The organism is Streptomyces sp. NPDC046862, assembly GCF_040704615.1.
GTDB lineage: Bacteria > Actinomycetota > Actinomycetes > Streptomycetales > Streptomycetaceae > Streptomyces.
The window spans coordinates 200,632-225,145 of record NZ_JBEYXP010000009.1 but is presented as its reverse complement, the minus strand read 5'-3'; the positions used below and the strand labels follow the sequence as shown (position 1 = coordinate 225,145).

The 24,514-nt window shown below is 70.9% G+C and carries 22 protein-coding genes; 11 read left to right on the top strand and 11 right to left on the bottom strand.

Annotated elements, in window-relative coordinates:
• Nucleotides 1–22 precede the first annotated feature (22 nt).
• Nucleotides 23–1,078 (bottom strand): iron ABC transporter permease, encoded by a 1,056-nt coding sequence (locus AB0959_RS12890; RefSeq protein ID WP_366826405.1) that lies wholly within the window; start codon nucleotides 1,076–1,078, stop codon nucleotides 23–25.
• A complete protein-coding gene (locus AB0959_RS12885) occupies nucleotides 1,075–2,070 on the bottom strand; it encodes an iron ABC transporter permease (protein ID WP_366826404.1) in 996 nt (331 codons plus the stop codon). Before AB0959_RS12885 ends, AB0959_RS12890 begins: the two co-directional genes overlap by 4 nt.
• Before the next feature lie 111 nt (nucleotides 2,071–2,181).
• On the opposite strand from AB0959_RS12885, the gene AB0959_RS12880 reads away from it, so the two are divergent.
• Nucleotides 2,182–2,838 carry a haloacid dehalogenase-like hydrolase gene (locus AB0959_RS12880; protein WP_366826403.1) on the top strand — a complete coding sequence of 219 codons (657 nt, stop codon included), beginning with the start codon at nucleotides 2,182–2,184 and terminating at the stop codon, nucleotides 2,836–2,838.
• Here AB0959_RS12880 and AB0959_RS12875 read toward each other — a convergent pair.
• Nucleotides 2,820–3,149, bottom strand: coding sequence for a hypothetical protein (locus AB0959_RS12875; protein ID WP_366826402.1), 330 nt, complete (start codon nucleotides 3,147–3,149; stop codon nucleotides 2,820–2,822). The two genes, AB0959_RS12880 and AB0959_RS12875, sit on opposite strands and share 19 nt — an antisense overlap.
• Nucleotides 3,150–3,343: 194 nt before the next feature.
• Between AB0959_RS12875 and AB0959_RS12870 the strand changes: the two genes are divergently transcribed.
• Together AB0959_RS12870 and AB0959_RS12865 are read left to right on the top strand one after the other, a co-directional pair.
• Nucleotides 3,344–3,727, top strand: coding sequence for a cold-shock protein (locus tag AB0959_RS12870; RefSeq protein ID WP_366826401.1), 384 nt, complete (start codon nucleotides 3,344–3,346; stop codon nucleotides 3,725–3,727).
• Between the two features lie 19 nt (nucleotides 3,728–3,746).
• Nucleotides 3,747–4,358 carry a hypothetical protein gene (locus tag AB0959_RS12865; protein WP_366826400.1) on the top strand — a complete coding sequence of 204 codons (612 nt, stop codon included), beginning with the start codon at nucleotides 3,747–3,749 and terminating at the stop codon, nucleotides 4,356–4,358.
• Here AB0959_RS12865 and AB0959_RS12860 read toward each other — a convergent pair.
• The 4 genes from AB0959_RS12860 to AB0959_RS12845 all read right to left on the bottom strand — a co-directional run bounded on the left by AB0959_RS12860 (nucleotide 4,246) and on the right by AB0959_RS12845 (nucleotide 7,868).
• Nucleotides 4,246–5,073: a 1,4-dihydroxy-6-naphthoate synthase gene (locus AB0959_RS12860; protein WP_366826452.1), complete on the bottom strand. Its 828-nt coding sequence runs from the start codon at nucleotides 5,071–5,073 to the stop codon at nucleotides 4,246–4,248. The two genes, AB0959_RS12865 and AB0959_RS12860, sit on opposite strands and share 113 nt — an antisense overlap.
• A 64-nt stretch (nucleotides 5,074–5,137) precedes the next feature.
• Complete coding sequence (locus AB0959_RS12855) at nucleotides 5,138–5,839, bottom strand: futalosine hydrolase (protein WP_366826399.1); 702 nt, start codon at nucleotides 5,837–5,839, stop codon at nucleotides 5,138–5,140.
• A gap of 26 nt (nucleotides 5,840–5,865) precedes the next feature.
• Nucleotides 5,866–6,339 (bottom strand): DUF2771 domain-containing protein, encoded by a 474-nt coding sequence (locus tag AB0959_RS12850; protein ID WP_366826398.1) that lies wholly within the window; start codon nucleotides 6,337–6,339, stop codon nucleotides 5,866–5,868.
• 92 nt (nucleotides 6,340–6,431) lie between these two features.
• The gene (locus AB0959_RS12845; RefSeq protein ID WP_366826397.1) at nucleotides 6,432–7,868 is read right to left on the bottom strand and encodes an MFS transporter; all 1,437 of its coding nucleotides are present in this window, start codon (nucleotides 7,866–7,868) and stop codon (nucleotides 6,432–6,434) included.
• Between the two features lie 461 nt (nucleotides 7,869–8,329).
• Between AB0959_RS12845 and AB0959_RS12840 the strand changes: the two genes are divergently transcribed.
• The 3 genes from AB0959_RS12840 (at nucleotide 8,330) to AB0959_RS12830 (ending at nucleotide 13,732) form a co-directional block, all read left to right on the top strand.
• Complete coding sequence (locus AB0959_RS12840) at nucleotides 8,330–9,256, top strand: DUF3027 domain-containing protein (protein WP_366826396.1); 927 nt, start codon at nucleotides 8,330–8,332, stop codon at nucleotides 9,254–9,256.
• A gap of 272 nt (nucleotides 9,257–9,528) precedes the next feature.
• The gene (locus AB0959_RS12835) at nucleotides 9,529–12,663 is read left to right on the top strand and encodes a molecular chaperone Hsp90 (RefSeq protein ID WP_366826395.1); all 3,135 of its coding nucleotides are present in this window, start codon (nucleotides 9,529–9,531) and stop codon (nucleotides 12,661–12,663) included.
• Nucleotides 12,664–12,886: 223 nt separating this feature from the next.
• Nucleotides 12,887–13,732 carry a DUF5707 domain-containing protein gene (locus tag AB0959_RS12830; protein WP_366826394.1) on the top strand — a complete coding sequence of 282 codons (846 nt, stop codon included), beginning with the start codon at nucleotides 12,887–12,889 and terminating at the stop codon, nucleotides 13,730–13,732.
• 67 nt (nucleotides 13,733–13,799) lie between these two features.
• On the opposite strand, the gene AB0959_RS12825 is transcribed toward AB0959_RS12830, so the two are convergent.
• The gene (locus AB0959_RS12825) at nucleotides 13,800–16,211 is read right to left on the bottom strand and encodes an HAD-IC family P-type ATPase (protein ID WP_366826393.1); all 2,412 of its coding nucleotides are present in this window, start codon (nucleotides 16,209–16,211) and stop codon (nucleotides 13,800–13,802) included.
• 485 nt (nucleotides 16,212–16,696) lie between these two features.
• Here AB0959_RS12825 and AB0959_RS12820 point away from each other — a divergent pair, with 485 nt between their 5' ends.
• The 3 genes from AB0959_RS12820 to AB0959_RS12810 all read left to right on the top strand — a co-directional run bounded on the left by AB0959_RS12820 (nucleotide 16,697) and on the right by AB0959_RS12810 (nucleotide 19,870).
• Entirely contained in the window at nucleotides 16,697–18,244 is a 1,548-nt protein-coding gene (locus AB0959_RS12820) for a VCBS repeat-containing protein (RefSeq protein ID WP_366826392.1), read from the top strand.
• A gap of 410 nt (nucleotides 18,245–18,654) precedes the next feature.
• Nucleotides 18,655–19,236, top strand: coding sequence for a hypothetical protein (locus tag AB0959_RS12815; protein WP_366826391.1), 582 nt, complete (start codon nucleotides 18,655–18,657; stop codon nucleotides 19,234–19,236).
• 22 nt (nucleotides 19,237–19,258) lie between these two features.
• Entirely contained in the window at nucleotides 19,259–19,870 is a 612-nt protein-coding gene (locus AB0959_RS12810) for a hypothetical protein (RefSeq protein WP_366826390.1), read from the top strand.
• Between the two features lie 395 nt (nucleotides 19,871–20,265).
• On the opposite strand, the gene AB0959_RS12805 is transcribed toward AB0959_RS12810, so the two are convergent.
• Complete coding sequence (locus AB0959_RS12805; protein WP_366826389.1) at nucleotides 20,266–20,562, bottom strand: winged helix-turn-helix domain-containing protein; 297 nt, start codon at nucleotides 20,560–20,562, stop codon at nucleotides 20,266–20,268.
• A 178-nt stretch (nucleotides 20,563–20,740) separates the two neighbouring features.
• Here AB0959_RS12805 and AB0959_RS12800 point away from each other — a divergent pair, with 178 nt between their 5' ends.
• Together AB0959_RS12800 and AB0959_RS12795 are read left to right on the top strand one after the other, a co-directional pair.
• Entirely contained in the window at nucleotides 20,741–21,094 is a 354-nt protein-coding gene (locus tag AB0959_RS12800) for a hypothetical protein (RefSeq protein WP_366826388.1), read from the top strand.
• Nucleotides 21,094–21,429, top strand: coding sequence for a hypothetical protein (locus tag AB0959_RS12795; RefSeq protein ID WP_366826387.1), 336 nt, complete (start codon nucleotides 21,094–21,096; stop codon nucleotides 21,427–21,429). Before AB0959_RS12800 ends, AB0959_RS12795 begins: the two co-directional genes overlap by 1 nt.
• Nucleotides 21,430–21,647: 218 nt before the next feature.
• Here AB0959_RS12795 and AB0959_RS12790 read toward each other — a convergent pair whose 3' ends face one another.
• Both AB0959_RS12790 and AB0959_RS12785 read right to left on the bottom strand, forming a co-directional pair.
• On the bottom strand, nucleotides 21,648–23,948 hold the full coding sequence (locus AB0959_RS12790; protein ID WP_366826386.1) for a protein kinase: 2,301 nt from the start codon (nucleotides 23,946–23,948) through the stop codon (nucleotides 21,648–21,650).
• 147 nt (nucleotides 23,949–24,095) lie between these two features.
• The gene (locus tag AB0959_RS12785; RefSeq protein ID WP_366826385.1) at nucleotides 24,096–24,452 is read right to left on the bottom strand and encodes a DUF2530 domain-containing protein; all 357 of its coding nucleotides are present in this window, start codon (nucleotides 24,450–24,452) and stop codon (nucleotides 24,096–24,098) included.
• Nucleotides 24,453–24,514 lie beyond the last annotated feature (62 nt).

Sequence of the window (24,514 nt, the reverse complement as noted above, 5' to 3'; positions counted from 1 at the left end):
CCCGGCCCGGTCACGCCCGGTCTCACGCCCCCGCCGCACGCACCGTACGGCTGCGGATGATCAGCCAGATCAGGTACGGAGCCCCCACGGCGGCCGTCAGCACCCCTACGGGCAGTTCCGTGGGGGAGAAGAGGCGGCGGGCCAGCAGGTCCGCCAGGACCACGACACAGGCTCCGAGCAGGGCCGAGGAGACGAGGGGGATCTGGGGCGTGCGCGTCAGACGGCGGGCGATCTGGGGGGCCAGCAGGGCGACGAAGTCCACCGGGCCGGCCGCTCCGGTCGCCATCGAGGCCAGCACCACGCCCAGGGCCACCAGACCGAGCCGTACCCGCCCGAGCCGTACGCCCAGTGCCGTCGCCGTGTCGTCGTCGAGGCCGACCGTCCGCTGGGCGTGGGCCGCCCACACCACGGCGGGCAGCAGGAGCAGGAGTGCCAGGCCCAGGGGTTGCGCCTCGGCCCAGCCACGGCCGTTCAGCGAGCCCGTCATCCAGATCTGCGCCTGCTGGGCCACCAGGTAGTCGCCCTTGGTCATCAACAGGGTGGTGACCGAGCGGAGCGCGATCGCGCAGCCTATGCCGATCAGGACGAAGCGCGTCGCCTGGAGGCCGCCCCGCCAGGCCAGCACGTAGACGAGCGCGGCCGCGAGCAGGCCGCCCGCCACCGACAGGTACGGCAGGACCGCGTACGACGTCACCCCGAACGTCATCGCCGCCACCGTCACCGCGCTCGCGCCCTGGCTGATCCCGATGACGTCGGGGCTGGCCAGCGGGTTGCGGGCGACCGTCTGGATCAGACCGCCCGCCACACCGAACGCGGCGCCCACCAGGAGGCCCACGGCCAGGCGCGGCTCCCGCAGCGTGCCCACGATCAGTTCGGCGGACGAGGGCTGCCCCGTGAGGACCTTGAGGACCTCACCCGGGGGGACGAAGCGCTCGCCCACGCACAGGTACGCCAGGCTCGTCGCCGCCAGGAGCACGGTCAGGGCCAGGGCCACCAGCGTGGCCCTGCGGTGCAGGAGGACCGAGGTACGGCCCGCTCGTACGACCGTGTATCCGGCCGGGTCCAGGACCGACGTCATGCGGGCACCGCCCTGCTACGCACCAGGAACACCAGGAAAGGCACCCCGATCAGCGCGGTCATCACGCCCGCCGGGACCTCGGCCGGCGGGAACAGCACGCGTCCGGCCGTGTCCGCGACGAGCAGCATCGTGGGGCCGAGCAGCGCCGACAGGGGCAGCACCCAGCGGTGGGCCTGGCCGACGAGGGCGCGGGCCAGGTGCGGGACGGCGAGGCCCACGAAGGCGAGCGGGCCGGCGGCCGCCACCCCGACGCCGGTGAGGACCGTGGCGCCGAGCCCGCCCACGGCCCGTACGGTCGCGACCCGGTGCCCGAGGCCCCGCGCCACGTCGTCGCCCAGCGCGAGCGCGTCGAGCCCGCGGGCCACGGCCAGCACGAGCAGGGCGCCCGTCAGCAGGAACGGCCACACCTGCGCCGCCAGCTCCGCGTCCCGCCCGGCGAGCGAACCCACCTGCCAGAACCGGAACTCGTCCAGCGCGGAGGCCTTCGTCGTCAGCACGGCCGTCGTCACGGACACCAGCAGCGCGTTGACCGCCGCGCCGCCCAGCGCCAGCTTCACGGGGGTCGCCCCGCCGCGCCCGCTCGACGCGATCGCGAACACCACGACCGAGGCGATCCCCGCGCCCGCGAACGCGAACCAGACGTAGCCGGTGAGCGTGTGCACCCCGGCGAAGGCGATGGCCAGGACGACGCCGACCGACGCGCCCTGGCTGATGCCGAGGATCCCGGGGTCGGCGATGGGGTTGCGGGTAATGCCCTGGAGGGCGGCTCCGGCCAGCGCGAGGCCCGCCCCGACCATGAGCCCGATGAGCGTGCGGGGCAGCCGCAGGCTCCGTACGACGTCGGCGGCGTCGCTGTCCCCGCCGTGCAGCAGCGCGTCGAGCACCGCCGACGGAGCCAGGGCGCGGGCGCCGACCGCGAGGCTCAGCAGCAGCGCGAGGGCCAGCGCCACCACGGCCGCCGTCATCACGAGGACGCGTCGGGCGGCGGGCATGGGGGCTCCGGGGTGGGGGGAGGTGAGGCTTGCCTGAGTCTATGGGCCGGATGTGCGGTGACTGTGCCGGGGTGTGGACAACCCGATCAAGCGCCGCGCGGGCTGGGCACAATGACCCATATGGCCTCGACGACCTCCGCGACCACCGCGACCTCTCCCGCGCCGACCATCGGCTTCGACCTCGACATGACCCTGATCGACTCGCGCCCCGGCATCCACGCCTGCTACCAGGCGCTCTCCGAGCGGACGGGCACGTACATCGACGCCGACCTGGCGATCACCAGGCTCGGGCCGCCCCTGGAGCTGGAACTGGCGAACTGGTTCCCCGAGGAGCGGCTCGCGCCCATGGCCGACCTCTACCGTGAGATGTACCCCACGGTCGCCATCACCGCGACGCCCGCGCTGCCCGGCGCCCGCGAGGCGATCCGGGCCGTCCAGGAGGGCGGCGGCCGGGCGATCGTCGTCACCGCCAAGTACGAGCCGAACGCCAAGCTCCACCTGGAGCACCTCGGCATCGAGCCCGACGCCGTGGTCGGCGACCTGTGGGCCGAGCAGAAGGCCCTGGCGCTGCGCGAGCACGGCGCGACCGTGTACGTCGGCGACCACACCGGCGACATACGCGGCGCGCGCACGGCCGAGGCGTACTCCCTGGCCGTGGCCACGGGGCCGTTCGAGGCGGAGGCGCTGAGCGCGGCGGGCGCGGACGCCGTCCTTCCGGACCTGACCGCGTTCCCCGCCTGGCTCGCCGGCTACCGCGCGGCGGCCTGACCGTCGCTCGTGCTCGTGCTCGTGGCCGTGTTCCTGGCCGTGGCCATGCCCGTGGCCGTGGCCGTGCCCGCGCCGCGGGCACGGCGGCGGCCCGCCGCGATCGACTGGAGGACACCTGCCCCGGCGATCAGGAATCCGACGCCCATGAGCATGCTCAGTCCGAACATGTAGGTCGGGAAAGGCGTCGTTCCGAGGAACAGCGGGGCCACCGTGACGAGAGTGGCCACGGTACCGAGGAAGAACACGACGGAACCGGCACGGATCAACCTGTCACCGGGTTCGGCGGAATTCGTTTGGGTTTTGTCACGCACCCGACCAGGGTAGTTCCCAGCGCGAAGGAACAGCCGGGTGACGTCTTGTCACCGGGCCCGTGAGCATTAGCCTTGGTACCGGCGGGTCCCGGCGACCCGCTGTACTGCTATAAGAGCGGTTTCCGCACACCCGGATCACACCGAGCACACTTTTCAGACGCAGTTTCCGACGAGTAACGAGGACGAGGACAGACGTGCCTACCGGCAAGGTCAAGTGGTTCAACAGCGAGAAGGGCTTCGGCTTTCTCTCCCGCGACGACGGCGGCGATGTCTTCGTCCATTCCTCGGTCCTGCCCGCCGGAGTCGATGCTCTGAAGCCGGGCCAGCGCGTGGAGTTCGGCGTCGTCGCCGGGCAGCGCGGTGACCAGGCGCTTTCGGTGACCATCCTGGATCCGACGCCGTCGGTCGCGGCCGCGACCCGTAAGAAGCCGGACGAACTGGCCTCGATCGTCCAGGATTTGACGACCCTGCTCGAGAACATCACGCCGATGCTCGAACGGGGCCGTTACCCCGAGAAGACCGCGGGCAAGAAAATCGCCGGGCTGCTGCGCGCGGTCGCCGACCAGCTCGACGTGTGATGCCCGGGGAACGCCAGCGGTGACCGGCATACCGACCGACATACCCTCCGCCGAACTCCTGGAACGGATCAGACGGCAGCGGCGCCACACTCTGGAGCTGCTGACCGTCTGTGCCGTCGGTCTGGTGCCGTGGACGGTCCTGCTGGCGTTCACACTGCCGCACGGCTACACCGTCCGTCAGTGGCGCACCACGTGGGTCGGGTTCGACGTGCTGCTCCTGCTCGCGATGGCGGCCACGGCGCTGCTCGGCTGGCGCCGGCACCGGGCCGTCATCGTGGCGGCGGTCACAACGGGGGCGCTGCTGGCGTGCGACGCGTGGTTCGACGTGTCCCTGGCCCTCGGCACTCCGGGGGTGTGGCTGTCGGCGGCGCTCGCGGTGTGCGTGGAACTGCCCCTGGCCGGCTTCCTCATCCGGAAGGTGATGGGCATGTTGTCGCTGGCCCAGTGGCCGCCCCGCACGCCGTTGGGTGGCGGTCACCAGGAGCGGGCCGACGGGGACGGCCAGGCCGGCGGGCGGCTCAGGGGAGCACCAACGCCTCCGGCCCCAGCGCCGGCACAAGCCCCTCCGCCGCCGCCCGCGTCAGCAAGCCCCGGATCGCCGCATACCCGTCCTCACCCAGGTCCGCGGTGAACTCGTTCACGTACAGCCCGATGTGCTGATCGGCGACCGCGGGATCCATCTCCTGCGCGTGCTCCATGACATACGGCCGGGAAACCTCGGGTTCGTCCCAGGCCGCCTTCACGGACGCCCGGATCGCCTCAGTCAGTCCGGTGAGCGTCCCGGAACCCAGCGACCGCTTCGCGATGATCGCCCCCAGGGGAATCGGCAGTCCGGTCGTGCTCTCCCAGTGCTCACCCATGTCGGCGAGCTTGTGCAGCCCGTAGTTCCGGTACGTGAATCGCGCCTCGTGGATGACGAGCCCCGCGTCGACCTTCCCGTCCCGCACGGCCGGCATGATCTCGTGGAACGGCATGACGACGATCTCGCCGACCCCACCGGGCACCGTGTCCGCGGCCCACAGTCGGAAGAGCAGGTACGCCGTCGACTTCTCGGACGGGACGGCGACCGTACGGCCGGCCAGCTCGACGCCCGGCTCCCTGGTGAGCACCAGCGGTCCGCAGCCCCGGCCCAGCGCGCCCCCGCACGGCAGCAGCGCCCACTCGTCGAGGACGTACGGCAGCACCGCGTACGACACCTTCAGCACGTCGAACTCGCCGCGTTCGGCCATGCCGTTGGTGATGTCGATGTCCGCGAACGTCACGTCGAGCGCGGGGGCCCCCGGCACACGGCCGTGGGCGAGGGCGTCGAAGACGAAGGTGTCGTTCGGGCAGGGGGAGTACGCGATCTTCAGCGGATCGGCCGACGGGAGCGGTGAGTCCCGCCGTTCGTTCCGCGGTTCATGCTGCGGTTCATTCAGCGCGGTCATGTGAAGTCCAACTCTCCAGTACGGGCGCGAGCTTCCCGAATCCCTCGGTGAGTGCGGCGAGGGCGTCCCCGATGCGCCAGGCCGCCCGGTCGCGGGGGCCGACGGGGTTGGAGACGGCCCGCAGCTCCAGTACGGGCGTGCCGTGCGCGGCGGCCGCCTCGGCGACGCCGAAGCCCTCCATGGCCTCCGCGAGGGCGCGGGGGTGGCGGGCGCGCAGTTCGGCCGCGCGTGCGGCGCTGCCGGTCACCGTCGACACGGTCAGTACGGTTCCGACGAGTGCCCCCGTGGCGGCCGCGGCCTCCCGTACGAGTGATTCCGGTGGACGGTGGTGGACGGTGCCGAAGCCCAGTTCGGTGACGGGGAGGAAGCCGTCGGGCGTCTCGGCGCCCAGATCGGCGGCCGTGACGGTGTCGGCGACGACGAGGGAGCCGAGGGGCGCGTCCGGCGCGAACCCGCCCGCGATGCCGGTGGTGACGACGAGCCCGTACGGCGTGCCGCGCAGAGCCGCCGCGGTGAGCGCGGTGGCGGTGCAGGCGGCGGCCAGGGCGGGACCTACGCCGACGGCGAGGAGGTCGAACCGGTCGCCGACGCGGTGCAGCGTCGCGCCGGGAAGCGCCACCTCATCAGCCCGCGTCGCGAACGCCCCGGCCACCGCGTCCCTCTCCGCCGGGACGGCGGTGGCCACGAGTACGCGCGGCCCCGCGGCAGCGATCAGGCGTCCTTCTTGAGCTTGAACGACCACAGTCCGGTGACGTTGGTCTCGCCCTGACGGATGGAGACGACCGTGGTGTTGCCCTGGGCGCCGTACTGGGCGTTGAAGAACACGCTGCCCGGGATCGTGCGGTACGTCTTCTTGCTGGCGTCCGTCAGCGGCTGGCCGTTCATGAGGATCGTCCAGCCCTTGTCCGCGATGTCCGGGTCGACACCGAAGCGGACCGTCTCGTCCGGGTCGACGTCGATGGACTTGATGTCCTTGGACTTCAGGCACTTCGCGAGCTCTTCGGTGGAGACGGTCTTGCCGTCGTTGTAGCAGTCGGTCTCGGAGCTCACCGAGTTCTTGCCGACCGTGATGGTGGCCAGCGGGCTCGGCTTGTCGCAGGCCGACAGGGCGAGAAGGCCGGCGGACACGGCGCCGACGGTTGCCACGGCGCGACGTCGGCGCGCTTCGGAACGCAGGGAGGTCATGGCCGAAGGCTATCTGGCACGGCCGACGGCCCCTCCATGAGGGTGGCGGCGTGCCGTGCGCCACGGCACGCCACTGAGAGCCGCCCCGGTGCTCAGGCCACCCGCGATGTGGGCGTACTGCCGTGCCGGGCGGAGGAGAGCAGTCCGCGGACGGTCGTGAGCCATCCCGCGGCCACGATCGCGGCGGCCACCGAGAGGCCGAGGACCCCGTTGAGCGGCAGGACGATGCCGATGGCGCCGCCCAGGACCCAGGCCACCTGCAGCAGCGTCTCGGAGCGCGCGAACGCGGACGTACGGACCAGCTCCGGCACGTCCCGCTGGATCATCGCGTCCAGCGACAGCTTGGCGAGGGCCTGCGCGAAGCCGGCGACCGCGGCGAGGAAGGCCACGAGGACGGCACTGAAGAACACGGCCGCCGTGATCGCGGCACCCAGGACGACGGCGACGACGGTCACGATGATGATCTCGGGCGCCCGCGATTTCAGCCATGCCCCCACGGCCGTACCCAGCGCGTTGCCCGCGCCCGCCGCGACGCCCACTATCCCGAGCGACACCGCGGCACTCTGCCCGGCCATCGGGTGCTCCCGCAGCAGGAACGCCAGGAAGAAGATCAGGAACCCGGAGAGACAGCGCAGCGAGGCGTTGGCCCCGAGGCCGTGGGTCACGGCGATACCGACGGTCCGCAGCCCCGGCCGCTTCAGCGTGCTGGGGCGGTGCGGCCCGTGCAGATGCTCGGCGTCCGCGGCGAGCAGCGCCCTGTCCTCGCCCTTGGCCGAGTCGACCTTGGGCGGCAGTGAGAAGGACAGGAACATTCCGGCGATGAAGATCACGAACGCGCCGTAGAGCGGCCACCGTGGCCCGAGTGCCTGCAGCCCCGCCCCGATCGGCGCGGCCACCCCGGTGGCGAGCAGCCCGCCGAGGGTGACGCGCGAGTTGGCCTTGACGAGGGAGAACCGTGGCGGGAGCAGCCGTGGCACGACGGCACTCCTGACGACGCCGTACGCCTTGGACGCGACCAGCACGCCGAGGGCGGCCGGATACAACTCGATACTTCCCGTGACGACGGCACCGGACAGGATCAGAGCGAGCAGCGCGCGAGCGAGCATGGCCCCGGCCATGGCCGCGCGGCGACCGTGGGGGAGCCGGTCGAGCAGGGGCCCGATCACCGGGGCGAGCAACGTGAACGGCGCCATCGTGATGGCGAGGTAGAGGGCGACGCGGCCCCGGGCCTCGTCGGTGGGCACGGAGAAGAACACGGTGGACGCGAGCGCCACGGTGATCATCACATCCCCCGCGCCGTTCACCGCGTGCAGCTCGATCAGTTTCCCGAGCCCGGATTCCCCCGCGCCGTGCGCGTGTGTGGCCTTTCTGATCCCCCTCGCCGTACCGGTCACGGGGAAGCGCAGCGCATGCCCGACGGAACGGACGGCTCCGGTCACCCGGCCCGATCCGCCACTCCGGCTGCTCCCCTTGTTCCCCTTGGCCCCACCGATCCCGGTAGCACCCTGGGACGACCTCGCGGCTGCCACTCCGTCATAGTGCCCCGAGTCGGGCCGGGTAGTGCGGTTGGGGCACGGATGGCTTTCGGCGGGTCGCGTCCGTGGGCGCGGGCTGTGCCGATGTGCGGCGGCGCCGGGGGGGGTGCTGTTTGATCGGGGGTGTGGGGGCGCAGCCCCCACAGGGGCGCGGGGAACTGCGCGACAAGCCACCGATGACCCGCAGCCGGATCTACGACATGATGGGGCAGGTGCTGACCGGGGGTCCGGGGCGCAGCCCCGCGTGGAGGCCCCTCACTCCGGGCGCCCGAACAGTCACGGCGCCCTACAGGACCGTCGGTGCCACGCAGTGCCCCCGCATGGCGCAGAATGGATGATGTAAGTGCGCCCGAGCGCGGACGCACGGACGTCGACGCGGTCCTTCGGTCCGCTCCGTCCGCGCCCCCGCCGAGGGATGGCGCGCTATGAGACGGCGTAGGAGAGAAGCGATACCTGTGAGCGCAGCGACAACGCGAAGCCGTACCCCCGACCGTCTGTGCGCGGAGGCCGTCGACCTCGCCCGGGCCGCCGCCGAGGAGGCCGCCGCGCCAGGTGTCGTCGGCGAGCACGCGGGGCTCGTCTCCGAGGGGGACCGCGTGGTCACGCACTACTTCGAGTGCAAGGAGCTCGGCTATCGCGGCTGGCGCTGGGCTGTGACGGTCGCGCGTGCGTCTCGTGCGAAGATCGTGACGCTTGACGAGGTCGTCCTGCTGCCCGGCCCCGACGCCCTCCTCGCCCCCGAGTGGGTGCCGTGGAGCGAGCGCCTGCGCCCCGGTGACCTGGGGCCGGGGGACCTGCTGCCCACCGACGCCGAGGATCTGCGTCTGGAGCCCGGCTTCACCGGCGAGGACGAGCCGGCGCCGAACGCCGCCGTGTCCCACGACATGGCCGAGCTGGTGGAGGCGGAGGACGCGGACGTCACGGCCGGGGTGCCCGCGAACCTGCCGATCGCGCCCCTGCGCGGTTCGATCTCCTCGGTCGCCGAGGAGCTCGGCATGCGCCGGGCCCGGGTCCTCTCGCGCTACGGGCTGCACAGCGCGGCCGACCGCTGGGAGGAGACGTACGGCCCCAAGTCGGCCATGGCGCAGGCGGCGCCGGCGGCGTGTGTGAGCTGTGGCTTCCTGACCCCCATCGGGGGTTCGCTGGGCCAGGCGTTCGGTGTCTGCGCGAACGAGTTCTCCCCGGCGGACGGCCGCGTCGTGGCGTTGTCGTACGGCTGTGGGGGGCACTCGGAGGCCGCGGTCATGCCGAAGCCGCCGCGGCCGGCTCCGCCGGTGATCGACGAGACGAAGGTGGACCACTTCCCGCTGCGGCCGTCTCCGGACTCGGGGTCGGTGTCGGTGACGACGGACGAGGTGTCGGCGGAACTGGGTCATTCGTAGCGTGGGGGCCGACCCTGGAGTTTGTTCCGTCCCCACCGCCCCTACCCGTCTCATCGGAGGGGCTGGAGAATCCAGCCCGTCCGGCGTTTGAGGACGAGGCCGCAAGGCCGATTGCGGGGGTCTGGGGGCGCAGCCCCCAGGGACAGGATGGGACGGGTAGGGGCGGCGGGGGCGAGGAAAACCAGGCCGCACACACCCCGACCACCCTCCAGAAATCACCGCACCCCCCACACGCGGTACCTTCGTCCCCCACCCGACATGGAAGGTGCACCGTGAGCAAGTTCGTGCGGCCGGCGGCCGAGGGCGCGGACCCCTTCGGGACGGCCCGCCTGCGGCGGGGCGTGCTGGACGCCTGGGCCACCAGCCCGGCCCGCTTCCGCGAGGACGCCAACGCCGAGGAGGACCTGGTACTCGGCGGCTACCGGGACCGGCTCGTCGTCGAGCTCGCCCAGAACGCCGCCGACGCCGCCGCCCGCGCCAAGGTGCCCGGCCGCCTGCGTCTCACCCTCCGCGACGGCGTCCTCGTCGCCGCCAACACCGGCGCACCCCTCGACGCGACCGGCGTGGAGTCCCTGTCCACGCTGCGCGCCTCCGCCAAGCGGGACACGCATGAGGCCACCGTCGGCCGGTTCGGCGTCGGCTTCGCCGCCGTGCTGGCCGTCACCGACGAGCCCGCCGTCGTCGGACGGCACGGAGGCATCCGCTGGTCCCTCGCCGAGGCACGCGAGCTGGCCGCCGACACCGCCCGCCACAGCCCGGGGCTGGGCGACGAGATCCGGCGGCGCGACGGGCACGTACCCCTGCTGCGGCTGCCGTTCGCGGCCGAGGGCAGCGCCCCGGAGTCGTACGACACGGTCGTGATCCTGCCGCTGCGGGACGCCGCCGCCGAGGATCTCGCCGAGCGGCTCCTGAACGGTGTGGACGACGCGCTGCTGCTCGCCCTGCCAGGGCTGGACGAGGTCGTCATCGAGGTCGGGGACAGCGCTCGTACGCTCCGCCGTCGCGCCCGCGAGCACGGCGTGACCGTCGAGGACTCCCGCGAGGGCACCACCTACTGGCGTACGGTCTCGGGGGCCGGGCCCCTCGATCCGGCGCTCCTGGCCGACCGGCCCGTCGAGGAGCGGCTGCGCCCGTACTGGTCCGTCACGTGGGCCGTACCGATCGACGCCGACGGCACCCCGGTCCGCCCCCGCACCGCGCCCGTCGTGCACGCGCCCACCCCCAGCGACGAGCCGCTGGGCGTGCCCGCGCTGCTCATCGCCTCGCTCCCGCTGGACACCACGCGCCGCCACGCCGCGCCCGGCCCGCTGACCGGCTTCCTCGTGGAGCGCGCGGCCGACGCGTACGCCGAACTCCTCGCCGACTGGCGGCCGGTGACCCCCGGGATCATCGACCTCGTGCCCGGTCCGCTGGGCAAGGGCGAGCTCGACGGGGCGCTGCGCCAGGCGATCCTCGACCGGCTGCCCCGCACCGCCTTCCTGCCCCCGGCCATCGACCCGGGCACGATCGAACCGAGCCAGAGCGACGAGCTCCCCGAGGCCCTCCGCCCTCGTGACGCGGAGGTCGTCGAGGGCGGCGGGGCCGATACCGTCCGTGTCCTTGCCGAGGTGCTCCCCAGTCTCCTGCCGGCCGGGCTCGAACGCCGTGTCGAGCTCCGCACCCTGGGCGTGGCCCGGCTGCCGCTCACCGAGGCCGTCGACCGTCTCGCCGGTCTGGAGAAGAGCCCCGGCTGGTGGCGGCGGCTCTACGACAGCCTCGCCGGCGTCGACCCCGACCGGCTGTCCGGGCTGCCCGTGCCGCTCGCCGACGGGCGGACGACGATCGGGCCCCGGCAGGTCCTGCTGCCCACCCCGGACTCCTCCGACTCGGCCGCTCCCGAGGCCCTGGCGCGGCTCGGCCTCAAGGTCGCCCACCCGGACGCCGCCCATCCGCTGCTGGAGAAGCTGGGTGCGCTGCCCGCGACACCCCGCGCGGTGCTCACCACCCCGCAGGTGCGCGCGGCCGTGGCCGCCTCGCTCGACGAGGACACCGGCGCCTGGGAGGAGGACGCCCCCGACGCGGAGGAGCTCGCGGACATCGTGCTCGGGCTCGTCCGGGACGCCGGTCTGGAGCCGGGTGACGAGCCGTGGCTCGGTGCCCTCGCCCTTCCCGACGAGGACGGCGAACTGTCGCCCGCCGGCGAACTGGTCCTGGCCGGCAGCCCGTTCGCCCAGGTCATGAGCGAGGACGAACTCGCCTCGGTGGACTCCGAGTTGGCCGAGCGCTGGGGAGAGCAGCCGCTGGCCGCGTGTGGTGTGCTCGCGAACTTCCTTCTCGTACGGGCCACGGACGTCGTCCTCGACCCCGACGAACTGGAGCCGCGGGAGGGCGACTTCGCCGAGCCCGACGACGCGGGGCTGCTCGACGCCGTCGACGTGTGGTGCGAGGACGTGCTCGACCGGCTCCCGGACACGCCCGTGCCGCCGGTCGCGACCGAGATCGTCGCCGTGCGGGATCTCGACCTCGTGGACGACGACCGCTGGCCGCAGGCCCTCGCCCTCCTCTCGCGGCCCCCGCTGCGCGACGCGCTCACCCAGCCCGTACGCGTCCTGCTGCCGGACGGGACGCACGAGATCGTCCGGTCGTACACGGCGTGGTGGCTGCGCGGGAACCCGGTGCTGGACGGCCGCCGCCCGGCGGGCCTGCGCGCCGCGGGCGGTGACCCCCTCCTGCACGGCCTGTACGACGAGGCCGACGCCACCGGCTTCGACGACGAGCAGGTCCTGCGGGCGCTCGGCGTCCGCACGTCCGTGGCCGCCCTGCTGGACGAGCCCGGCGGTGCAGCCGAGCTCCTCGACCGTCTCGCCGACCCGGAGCGGCACGTGTCGTCCGTGCAACTGCACGCGTTGTACGGCGCGCTGGCCGACCTCGACCCGGAGCAGGTGACCCTGCCGGACGAGCTGCGGGCCGTGCTGGACGGGGAGGTCGTCGTCGTGGACGCGGGCGACGCGGTGGTCGTCGACTCGCCCGACCTGCTGCCCTTCACGGGCGGGGTGCCGCTGCTGCCCGTACGGCCGTCCAGGGCCGCCGAGCTCGCCGAGCTGTTCCAGGTGCGGCGGCTGAGCGAGTCGGTGACGGGCGAGGTGGACTCCGAGGGCACCGAGCACGACGTACCGGAGTCCGTGCGCGTGCTGCTGGGTCCCGCCACGCCGTCCTCGTACGTCGAGCACGAGGAACTCGTCGTCGACGGCGTCGAGTTGGACTGGCGCCGTACGCGGGACGGTGTGCTGCACGCGTCCACCCTGGAGGGCGTCGCGGCGGGCCTGGCCTGGGCCGCGAAACAGTGGCCGCGCCGTTTCGAGGTCGCCGCGCTGCTGGAGGATCCGTCGAGGACGGAGGAACTGGCGCGGGACCGCTGGTTCGACTAGGGCCCGGCGGTTGTTCGCTGTCTGCTCGCCCCGTCACGCGGCCGTGGCGGGGCGAGCGCATGTGATCTACGCAACATTCGCGAAACATCTCCACAACTCGTACAACTATTCCCACCCGGCACGGATCTGATCACGCGAGCCGTCTGGCTCACCAGACCAGTCGGACCCCGCGTGACAGGTTTCTGCCGCGGGGTCCCCTTTCCAACGTGGGGAACACATGCGCATGCGTGCCACCCTCGGCGTCGTCACCGGCGCCCTGGCACTGTCCGCTCTCGCCGTCCCGGCCGCGCAGGCCGACGAGGCACCCGGTGTCACCGCGGTCACCAGGGCCGCCCAGTCCGCCCAGGCCGACGCGGTGCGGGGCCCCGCCGACGACGCCACCGGCGACACCACCATCTCGAACGTGGTCGTGAACGGCGGCAAGCCCGTCGTCCTCGGCCCCACCACGAAGAAGACCTTCTCGGTCACCTTCACCGCCAAGGACAACTCCGGCATCGACTGGGCCGACGTCATCCTGTGGCACGGCCCCGACTTCGACAACCTCGACGGCGGCGCCCTGGCCAACGAGGACGAGTCCGTGTGCACCGTGGTCAACAGCACCACGTCGACCTGCAAGTCGACCTTCACCGTCGACGCCGACCTCGACCTGCTCAACAAGCTGGCCGGCACCTGGAAGGTCTGGGCGATCGCCCAGGGCACGGACGCCGACTACGTCCAGAAGGACAACGCCAAGTCCTTCAAGATCCAGCGCGCGACCAAGCTCACCGGCACCAACGCCTCGCCGGAGCCGATCAAGAGGAACAAGACGCTCACGATCACCAGCAAGCTGACCCGGGCGAACTGGGAGACCGCGAAGTACCAGAACTTCGGCGGCCAGCCCGTGAAGCTCCAGTTCAAGAAGAAGGGCACGTCCACCTACACGGACGTCAAGACGGTCACGACGACCTCCACCGGCGCCCTGAAGACCACCGTCAAGGCCACCGCCGACGGCTACTTCCGGTACAGCTTCACTGGCTACACCGGCACCGGGGCCGTGACCTCCAAGTCCGACTTCGTCGACGTGCAGTAGTCACCACCAGGTAGTCACCACCAGGTCGCTGAACAGCTGGGCAGCTGGGCAGCTGGCAGCCGGGCAGTCAGACAGGCGGGCGGCGGTCGACCCACTTCCACAGGAACTCCAGGGCGGCCGCCGCCACCGCCGCGATGCCCACGGCCAGCCAGGGCATCGCGGCGCCCACCAGCTTCAGTGCGAAGAAGTGCTGCAACCCGGGCACCATGAGCACCAGCACGAAGCACAGCCCCATCGACGCCACCAGGCCCAGGCGCCACCAGGTGTACGGGCGGGCGATGATCGCCAGCACCCACATGGAGATCAGGAACAGGGTGAGGGTGGCCGCGCTCGTCTCCGCGTCCAGTGAACCGGGGCCCGTGTAGTAGTGGCGCGCGATCAGGTACGTCACGAAGGTCGCCACCGCCGCGACCACGCCACCCGGGACCGCGTACCGCATGACCCGCCGGACGAAGTCCGGTCGCGCCCTCTCCTTGTTGGGCGCGAGGGCGAGGAAGAAGGCCGGGACGCCGATCGTCAGGGTGGACAGCAGCGTCAGGTGCCGGGGCAGGAACGGGTACTCGACCTGCCAGCACACCACCAGGATCGCCAGCAGCACCGAGTAGACGGTCTTCACCAGGAACAGCGTCGCCACGCGCGTGATGTTGCCGATGACCCGCCGACCCTCCGCCACGACCGACGGCAGCGTGGCGAAGCTGTTGTTGAGCAGCACGATCTGAGCGACGGCCCGGGTCGCCTCCGACCCCGACCCCATGCTCACCCCGATGTCGGCGTCCTTGAGGGCCAGCACGTCGTTCACGCCGTCGCCGGTCATGGCCACGGTGTGCCCCTTCGACTGCAGGGCGCCCACCATGTCCCGCTTCTGCTGCGGGGTGACCCGCCCGAACACGGTGCCCGCGTCGAGCGCGTCCGCCATCTCCGGGCGTTCGGCGGGCAGCCGCCGGGCGTCCACGACCTCTCCCGTGAGCCCCAGCTTCCCGGCGACCGCGCCGACGGAGACCGCGTTGTCGCCCGAGACGACCTTGGCCCGTACGTCCTGCTCCTCGAAGTAGCGCAGCGTGTCGGCGGCGTCCGGGCGCAGCCGCTGCTCCAGGACGACGAGCGCGACGGGCCGGGCTTCCTGGGTGACGTCCTCGGCGTCGAGGTCCCGCTCCGCCCGCACGAGCAGCAGCACCCGCAGCCCCTCCTCGTTCAGCCGCTCGGTCTCGGTGAGCGCGGGGTCGCCGTCGGCCAGCAGCACGTCGGGGGCGCCCAGCAGCCACGTACTCGACACGCCGTCGCCCTCGCTGCTCTCGCTGAAGGAGGCCCCGCTGTACTTGCGGGCCGAGGAGAAGGGCAGTGACGCGGTGCAGCGCCAGGTGTCGTCGCCGTCCGGGTAGGCGTCGATGATCGCCCGGAGGGAGGCGTTCGGACGGGGGTCGGACTCGCCGAGAGCGCCCAGCACCTTCCGCACGTACGACTCGTCGGCGCCGTCCAGCGGCCGCAGCTCGGTGACGTCCATGCCGCCCTCGGTGAGCGTGCCCGTCTTGTCGAGGCAGACCGTGTCGACGCGGGCGAGCCCTTCGATGGCGGGCAGCTCCTGCACGAGACACTGCTGGCGTCCGAGCCGGATCACCCCGATGGCGAAGGCCACGGAGGTGAGGAGCACCAGTCCCTCCGGAACCATCGGCACGATGCCGCCCACGGTCCGGGCCACGGAGTCCTTGAAGTCGTTGTTCTTCACGAACAACTGGCTGACGACGAGCCCGATCGCGGTCGGGATCATCATCCAGGTCACGTACTTCAGGATCGTGGAGATGCCGGACCGCAGCTCGGACTGCACGAGCGTGAAGCGGGACGCCTCCTCGGCGAGCTGCGCCGCGTACGCCGCGCGCCCGACCTTGGTCGCGGTGAAGGCCCCGCCACCGGCGACGACGAAGCTGCCGGACATGACCTGGTCCCCCGGCTGCTTGACGACGGGATCGGCCTCCCCGGTGAGCAGCGACTCGTCGACCTCCAGACTGTCGGTCTCGACGCACGCGCCGTCGACGACGATCTTGTCCCCCGGCCCGATCTCGATGAGATCCCCCAGCACGATCTCCGACGTACCGACCTCGGCGGTCACCCCGTCGCGCCGTACCCTCGGCCGTGCCTCCCCGATGACGGCCAGCGAGTCCAGGGTCTTCTTGGCCCGCCACTCCTGGACGATCCCGATACCCGTGTTGGCCAGGATGACGAACCCGAACAGGCTGTCCTGGATCGGCGCGACGAACAGCATGATCAGCCAGAGCACACCGATGATCGCGTTGAACCGGGTGAAGACGTTGGCCCGGACGATGTCCACGGTGGAGCGGCTGCTCCGCACGGGAACGTCGTTCACCTCACCGCGGGCCACCCGCTCGGCCACCTCGGCAGCGGTCAGCCCGACCGCCCGCCCGGAGGGAGGAAGCGGAACGGGATGCACGGGATCGAGCTCCGCGCCCGCGTTGATGTGGGTCATGCGTTCGACGTTACGTGCGGATTTGGACCTTCACCCCCTGAGTGGGCGAAAGATCCGACCTGGGGAGGACGGGGGGTGGTGCCGTGGTTGTACGGGGGTGTGCCGGGGGTACGGGGGCGGTACTACGGCGGTGGACCGTCGGTGCGACGGCTTTCTTCGGTCGCGCCTGGGGTGGGGGCTTGCTGGTAGCACTCGGTAATGCCTTGAGGAGGAGCCCCTGAGAGGCGTGGCTCGTTCTGATCTGCGATGGCGTCGCGGGGAACCAAGGTGGCGGGTTTCCGACCCTTGCGACTACAGAGAGTGGCGTGGTCAAGGCAGGTTAACGAAGGATGAACAAACGGGCAAAGGCGTGCGTTTTCCCAGCTCGATGAGGGGCGTTCAAGCCTCACTGTGACGCAATGCTCTTGACGCGATGCGTGCTGTACGCATTAACTCACTCCGCTCGTGAAGCTTTCGTGACTCTGGGTGGGGACTGTGGAGTTGGGGTGGCGCGCGCGTCGGGGTACGCGTGTGATCAGTTGGGGCTGGCGGCCGGGTTATGGGTCGCGGTCGGCTCGTTCTCGCTGGGGGCACAGCCGGCGACGGCCGATGGCTGCTCCGGTGGGACGGAGTCGGATTTCAACGGTGACGGCATCCGGGACATCGCGGTCGCCGACCCGCTGGCCACGGTGGACGGCCAGGCCGAGGCCGGGCTGGTGCGCGTGGTCCTCGGCGGGGGCAAGGGAGTCTCCGAACTCTCGCAGGCGCTGAGCGGGATGTCGGCCGAGCCGGAGGCGGGGGACAAGTTCGGCTACTCGATCGCCGCCTATGACGCGGACCAGGACGGGTGCACGGACCTGGCGGTGGGGGTTCCCTATGAGGACCTGACCTCCGCCGACGAGTCCCAGATCGACGCGGGCGCGGTGTACGTGATCCACGGGACACCGTCAGGTATCGGCGCCGGATCCCCGGTCGACGGATACGCGCAGACCACGCTGGACGACACGGCCGCCGTCGAAGCCGGCGACCTGTTCGGACTCGCACTGGCCGCGGGTGACACCTCCGGGGGCGATGCGTTCCTCACCATCGGAGTGCCGGGCCAGGATGTCGGTTCGGCGCAGGACGCGGGCGCCATTCACTACATGCGGGGCGCGAGCAGGGCCACGGTGCACGAGGGCGCCCCGGGGGTGCCCGGTGTCGCCGAAGCCCATGACCGTTTCGGGTACGCCCTTGCGGCCACCAGCAGTTACATCGCCGTGGGCTCGCCGGGCGAGGCGGTCGGCGGCAAGTCGTTCGCCGGAGGGGTCACGCTGTTCCAGCACGCCTTCAGCGACGGTCGGCCGACAGCTCTGGGAGCGCTGGACGAAGACCGGGACGACCTCGTGTCCGGCGTCGCGGAGGCGGGTGACCGTTTCGGGACCGCGTTGTCGATGATTCCCTACCGGTCCTCGGACGCCATGGATGAGACGGACGCCCTGCTGGCGGTGGGCGCGCCCAATGAGGATGTCGGCGACGCGGCCGACGCGGGTGCCGTGACGGTCGTCCGTATCGAGCCGAGCGGTGCGGTGTCCGAGGCCAATCTGGTCGATCGGCTCGCTGCCGGTGTCGAGGGTGAGCCGGCCGCGAGTGCCTTCTTCGGTCAGCGGGTCGCGCTGGCCGACACAAGCTCCGAAGGTGCGAGTACCGCTTCCACCGTCAAGCTCGCGGTGAGCGTGCCGAACCAGCAGGTGGGGGCTGCGCAGTACGCCGGGGCGGTCCATGTGTTGCCAGGGGTTGGCGCGCCGGGCTCCGGGGACCGGATCCTCACCCGAGGCGACGGCGTGCTGCCGGACGCGGCCGAGGCACGGGACTTCACGGGGATGGGGCTCTGGGCCACGTCGACGGATCTGTACGTGGGGGTTCCGCACAGCAAGACCGCCGGCGCGTCGAAGGGCGTGGTGTACGTGGCGCCGTGGAGCCTCATCGGCGGGGGCACCGGGACGGTCCGTACGCTCAAGCCGGGTGCGGACGGGATCCCGGACGAGGGCAAGGGCTTCGGCTCGGTGATCCGCTGAAGAGTGCAGGAGCGCCTACGCGCTTACCGTTGGAGTGCTGCGGTTCAGGGGGTGTGGTGTCGACGGTCGTCGCGATGCAGAGGGTCTGGAGGCCACCTGCTACGGATCTCTGGGCATGGCGACGCCCTCTGTGGTGGACCGTTGGCCCGACGGGAGAACTTGCTGTTCTGCTCGTCCATCGGAAGTACCTAGGCCGAAGCCGATACGTCAAGGGCTGGGTGGGGTGGGTCCCGAAGGTCCCGTTCGACGGGGTGCTGGTGATCCGCCAGGCCGACGGGTCAGCTCAACGTCGACTGATCAAGGACGTACAGGTCCGGCCCAGTCACATCGCCCTTCTCCCGGACTCTCGACTCCTCATCGCAAGCGGTCGCTCGCGCAGGGAGGAAACGGGCTCGTGGAGGCCGAACGCTGTGGTGGTCTCCCTGACGAGCGGCGAGCAAGAGGACACCTTCTGCATGGGCGACGACATCGCTGCCTTGGTGACTGATCACAGCGGTTCAATATGGATGGCCTACGGGGATGAAGGCATCTACGGAGGGCATGCGAAGTCGGCAGCCGGCCTTGCTGGCTGGAGTGCAGAAGGGGAAGCGATCTGGGACCCGGGAGGTCGCCTTCCAGACGCGCCTTTGGAGGGCTGCACCGCCGCTACCGAGGACGACCGGGTTTGGCTGATCTGGTACTCCGGCACTCGGCGCGGCGGCACGTTCCTGACGCGGATCACCTCTTCCACGGGAGAGGTGACCAGTTGGCCCAGCCCCGTACGGGATCCGGACGGATTCGCCGTACGCGGCCATCGAGCAGTTCTGACCAAGCGCGTTCACAACCAGCGGGCAACCGAAGTGGTCCGAGCCGAGCTGGTCGGCGATACCTGGAGCGTGACCGAGCGGAGCAGGACACGAGTGCCCGGCCGGGTTGTCATGCGCTGCGGTCAGGGACGTGATGGCTTTCTGTGGCTTCGCGCCGGCGACAACTGGCTCCGCATCGAAGCCTGATAGACCACGGAACGTCGCGACCGTGGTCCAGAATCAGGGTGTGGATGTGCCCAAGCTGCTGGAAGCCGCTTCCCTGCTGGTTCCTGAGGAGATCGCCACCCGGAACGACATCACGGTGAACGACGTCTGGGAGTACCTCACTCAAGATGAGTGGGAAGTGGCCCTTGGGCTGCTGGAAGAACTCGGTGACGTCCAACCGCTTCCGCTCGGCTTCTGGGAAACCCTGGCCACTGCAGCCGAACAGTTGCGGCTGACCAAGAGCGCGGCCTGGTGCCGTTGGCGCTGTTACGAGACGGGCAACGGCATCATCCGGGCCGATCTCACCCTCCGCCCGGCCACCGAAGCGCGACGGCAGACGCCCATCTCCGGTGCTGGCGTCCTGCGACCCATGTGGAACATCGGAAACCGAACCCCGACGGGCGGGCCGGACCTCAACGTCGCCGCGCTTTGGGTGGAGTTCACGCCATTTCTGGAGCCCGGCGGGCGAGCATCGGTACGACTTGCTCCCCTTGCCCCGGCGCGGTGGCAGCACCTTCAGCCCGGCCAAATGATCATCATGCACGAGGACCGATCCGTGGCAGGCACAGCGGTTGTCTTGGAGGTTCACCGCCCCACGACCACGTCCATCGCATAGAAAACGAGCACTGCCAGCGAATGCGGTTACGACGGCTCACACGATGATGTGGAACGGTACCGATTGGCCGTGCCGGTGCTGAGAGTCGAGTGCCTGCCGACGTTGCCGTGGACTCGGGCTGGCGACGGGATCCCGGACGAAGGGAAGTCTTCGGCTCGGTGATCCGCTGACCGGGACGTGGCGTACGCGGGCCGCGTCCACGGGCGTGGTGTGCGGCGACTGGGCGCAGGCAGTCGAATCAGCAGGCGTGACACATTCCCCAAATGTGTCACAGTTCAGCGGGTACACCACCTTCGAGGACACGACCCATAGCGCCTCCTTGACCATGTTGAGGTCGACGCTTTGCTCCAGGACACCATGCCCTGGGTCTAGTTCGGCGGCTGTGGCGGGGACCGTTAGCCAGTGGTCCGGTTCGTCTCTGTGGTGTCGGTGGGTGGTTCGGGCACTTCGATGATGAACGTGCCCTTCGCGGGCACAGTGTCGGCAACGCCTCGCTCCCGGAGTTCCCGGATCGCGCGCCGGAGGGTGTTGATACCGACGCCGTACTGGGCCGCGAGATCGGGCTCCGAAGCCAAGCGCGCGCCTACGGACAGGCTCCCTGCACGAATCTGGTCTGCAATGTGCTCGGCGATCTGCACGTACACGTAGATCCGGGATGCGGGATCGGGGCGCCACTCCTGGTCTTCGGTCATGAGGGCACGCTAGGCGGTCAGGGTTGATCATAGGTAGGCAGTGAGAGTCATGCCTCTCCCTACCGAGTCATAGGGCTACCTGACTCGTCATGTTTCAGTTTACAGTCAGAGTCAGCAAAAACCCCCGCGACGCGGCGAACGTCCGGGGGCACGGCCGATCTGAATGGAGCAGACCGACATGCACGACCTTATCTCCCGCGCCCTCCAATGGCTGCGTGTCCTCTTCGCCCCCGGCACCGGGAAACGGCGCCGCCGACCCCACCGTCACTCCTTCCCTCATCTCCACCTCACCCTCGTACGCTGCCCCTCGGCGTCCCAGCCGCAGCCCTCGCACCTGCCCGCTCACCGTTCCCCGTACGGCCTCCCCACCCCGCTCGACGGCACCGCCTCCGTCCTCGTCCGGCCCTACCTTGCCGCCCACGAACGAGAAGCCGCTCTACAGCAGCGCCGCCTCCTTGCCCTCGTGCTTGCCGCCGACTTCGGGATTGACCTCGACCGGCACTTGATCGGCGCGCAGGAGGTGGCCGCCTGATGGAACACGCAAACGGTCCCGCAATGGGCCACGCGCACGGCACGCCTCCGTCTCGTCTCCTGCCCTGGCCCTCCCCCGAGGGCAAGCCCTGTTTCCTGGTCACCGACAACAACGGCAGCCGCCTCTCCCGTCTCGCCGACAACCTGGAGGCCGTCCAACTCGCCACCGGCACCGACGTGCTCGGTCTCGCCCGCAAGGTGCTGGACGATCCGGCCTCGCCGTACACCGAGGTCCGCTATGCCGGCCTTCGCCTCGCCGAATGCCTGACCGATGTCCTGCGCGTCGCCGAGTCACGGGGATGCGCCTGCCCGCACCGGATGAGGTGGACGACGTAAAGGGAGAGTCGGCCCCTGGCCGCGGACGGGCCACACGGAACGCGGGGGGCGGATCCGCGTCGTAACCACGACGATCGAAGGAGTTCACCCTTCATGACCGGTGAACTCCTTCGAACCGGCTCCCGGCACGGGCGTTCATGCGGAGCTCGGTGACGACTCTCCAGGTCTTCAGGTTCGCGAAGCCGTGTTGGCAGGCGGCGCATTCGCGGCTGAAAAGGTCACACGCGCATCGCCCACAGCGTGCCGCTGCCGTCGAGGACCGCGATCGAGTCGCCGCTCGCGGCAGGATCGCTCACGGCCGTGCTGTCGAACTGGCCTGTCCAGAGGGTGCGGCCGTGCTCCACTCCGACGAGCCGCGCGCTGGTCCAGCGCTGGAACACTCGTGCCTGTTCTGTGCTGGAGAGCAGGGCGTATTTGCCGGTGGTCCGCACGCTCTGTGCATCGGCGTGCCACCGTTTCGTGCCGTCGGCGGCGGCCAGGCACACCAGTCCCGATGCCGTGGGCAGGACGAACCCGCCCGCCACGCTCGTCGTCGCCCTTTCCTGCAGGCCAACCTCTTGGTACGTACTGCCGTAGGTCCAAGTCGGCTTGCCGGTGAGTCCGTTCAGTGCGGTCGGTTTCCGGCGGGGCCCCGCGGCCAGCGGAAGGAACACCGTGGTGCCCGACACCAGCTCGTCGAGCGGCTGGAACTCCCCGACGACGTCGGGTCTTGGTTTGGTCTTCTGGAACGGGCTGCGCCACATCACCTCACCTGTGGCCGCCTTGCGGCAGACGAGGTCGACGGGGGCCGTCCTGCCGTCCTCGTAACAGAGCAGGCCCTCACCCAGGGGCTGCGCCAGGTCGCCCAGCGGCTCGAAGCCGGAGCGTGTCCACAGCTTCTTGCCCGTCTTGCCGAGTAGTGCGGTTCCGCCGGAGCAGAGGATCAGGTCGCCGGCAAGGATCACTTTGGATTGGTAGGGGGAGGATGCGTCGAACGTCCATCGCGAGGCGCCGGTGCGCGGATCGTCTCCTGACACGTAACCGTCCTCTACGGTGATCAGCAGGCCGCTGGGCCGATGCACATCCAGCGACATGGAGGCGCCGTAGGAGACCGACCGCTGCCGCAGGCGCTTTCCGGTGGCAGCGTCGAAGGCGTGGACCAGTCCGCCCTTTTCGTCGTAGTCCTGGGTCAGGGCGAGTACCGTGCCGCCGACGACCGCGAAGCGTGTGTCCCGGGACCAGGCCACATCGAGGGACCTCTTCCACAGACGCTCACCGGTGGCCAGGTCGAAGGTGTGGAGCGCGGCGGTCTCCTTGTAGTAGTGACCGGCGGCCACATGAACCCGGCCGTCGGCCAGGACGACGTCCGGACCGTCGGAGTTGATCAGGTCGACGTCCGCGATCTTCTGCGACCAGGCGACCGGGTCCCGCTCGGGGGCGCCGGTCAGGTACACCGCCGCCGCCCCTCCGGCGACCGCGACCGCGGCGACGCCCGCGCCCCTCCGGAGCAGGCTGCGCCGGCTCAAGTCCGTACCACCCGACGGTCCTGTTTCACCGGACGGCCCGGCGGGCGCCTGAACCGTGGCTGCCGCCGCGAGATCGTCGGATGCGGCTGGAGGCGGTGAGGCCGCTCGCTGCTCCTCCCGGTCGGCGACGGTGGGGGTGTAGCGAACCGCGGGTGCGGCCTGTCGCACATCACCCAAGCGCCGCAGCTCGTCGGCGAGTACGGCGGCCGATTCGTATCGCTCGCCCGGGTCCTTGGCCAGCAGTCGACCGACCAGGCGGTCCCACGGAGCGGAGACGCCGGGCACGAGGCTGCTCGGCGCGGGGGGCGGATCGTGAAGGTGCGCTGTGACGTACCCGAGGGTGTCCGGGGCGTCGAACGGCAGCCGCCCGGTGAGCAGTTCGAACAGCACACACCCGAGGGAGTAGAGGTCGCTGCGCTGCTCGGGGCGCCCGCGTGCCTGCTCCGGTGCCATGTACGCGCCCGTACCCACCATGAACCCGGTCTGGGTCAGCCGGTCACCGGTGGCCGAGGGGTCGGCGGCGCGGGCGATCCCGAAGTCGAGCACCTTCAGGCTGCCCGAGGCCGCGACGAACAGGTTCGCGGGCTTGATGTCGCGGTGGAGGATGCCGGCGGCATGCGCCTCGCCCAGCGCGTCGCACACCTGCGCTCCCCACCACGCCACGTCCTCCTCGCTGACGGGTCCGCGTCGGACAACGGCGTCCAGGCCCTCGCCTCGTAGCAGTTCCATCACGAGGAACGGCGTCGTGCCCTCGCGGGTGGTTGCCTCACCGAGGTCGTGGACGGTCACGATGTGGGGATGCTGAAGCGCGGCGGTGATCCGCGCCTCCCGCAGAAACCGGGCGCGCGCCTCGTCGGCCCGACTGCCGCCACCCGCGAGGACCGAGATCACCTTGACCGCGACCGGCCGCCGCAGGCTGGTGTCCTGCGCCTCCCACACCTCACCCATCCCCCCGCGTCCCAGCGGGCGCACCAGGCGGTAGCGGTCGGCGAGTATCAGGTCCTGGTCGTCCACAGCCCGAAGTCCCCCGGTGGTGAGCGGTTTGCACTCGGCAGCGTTGATCGTAGGCCGCGCCCTGCGATGACCCAGGACCGGGCGACACCCCTTCACGAGGCCCTTTCAACCCGCACCCGCGGCGGAGCCGCATTCCCGGCAGCGACGCTAAGGCTTCTCGGTGACCGCCGTGTCCGGGGTGGTCTCCGAGGTCGGCGTCCCGTCGGGGCGCGAGGGCTGCTCGGTGGTGTGGGAGGCGTCCTCGGTCGCCGCCCGTTCGGTCGCCGCGTCCCGCTTGATCGCCGCGTCCCGCTTCCGGACGAACCAGATGCCGTACAGGCCCAGGACGCCGCCGGCCAGGCAGGTCCAGAGCCACCAGGTGCGGCCGTGGTCGTCGAACCAGCCGTAGAAGGGAAGCTGGACGACGAAGAGGACGAACCACACGATCGTGCCGCCGGTGATCGTCGCGATCACGGGGCCCTCCAGGGGCTCCGGTGCCTCGTGCTTGGGGGTCCACTTCGCCATGGGGACAGCTTACGAGGGTGGTTCCGGAAGGTGCGGAGTGGTCCTTGTCGTACCCGAGTGGT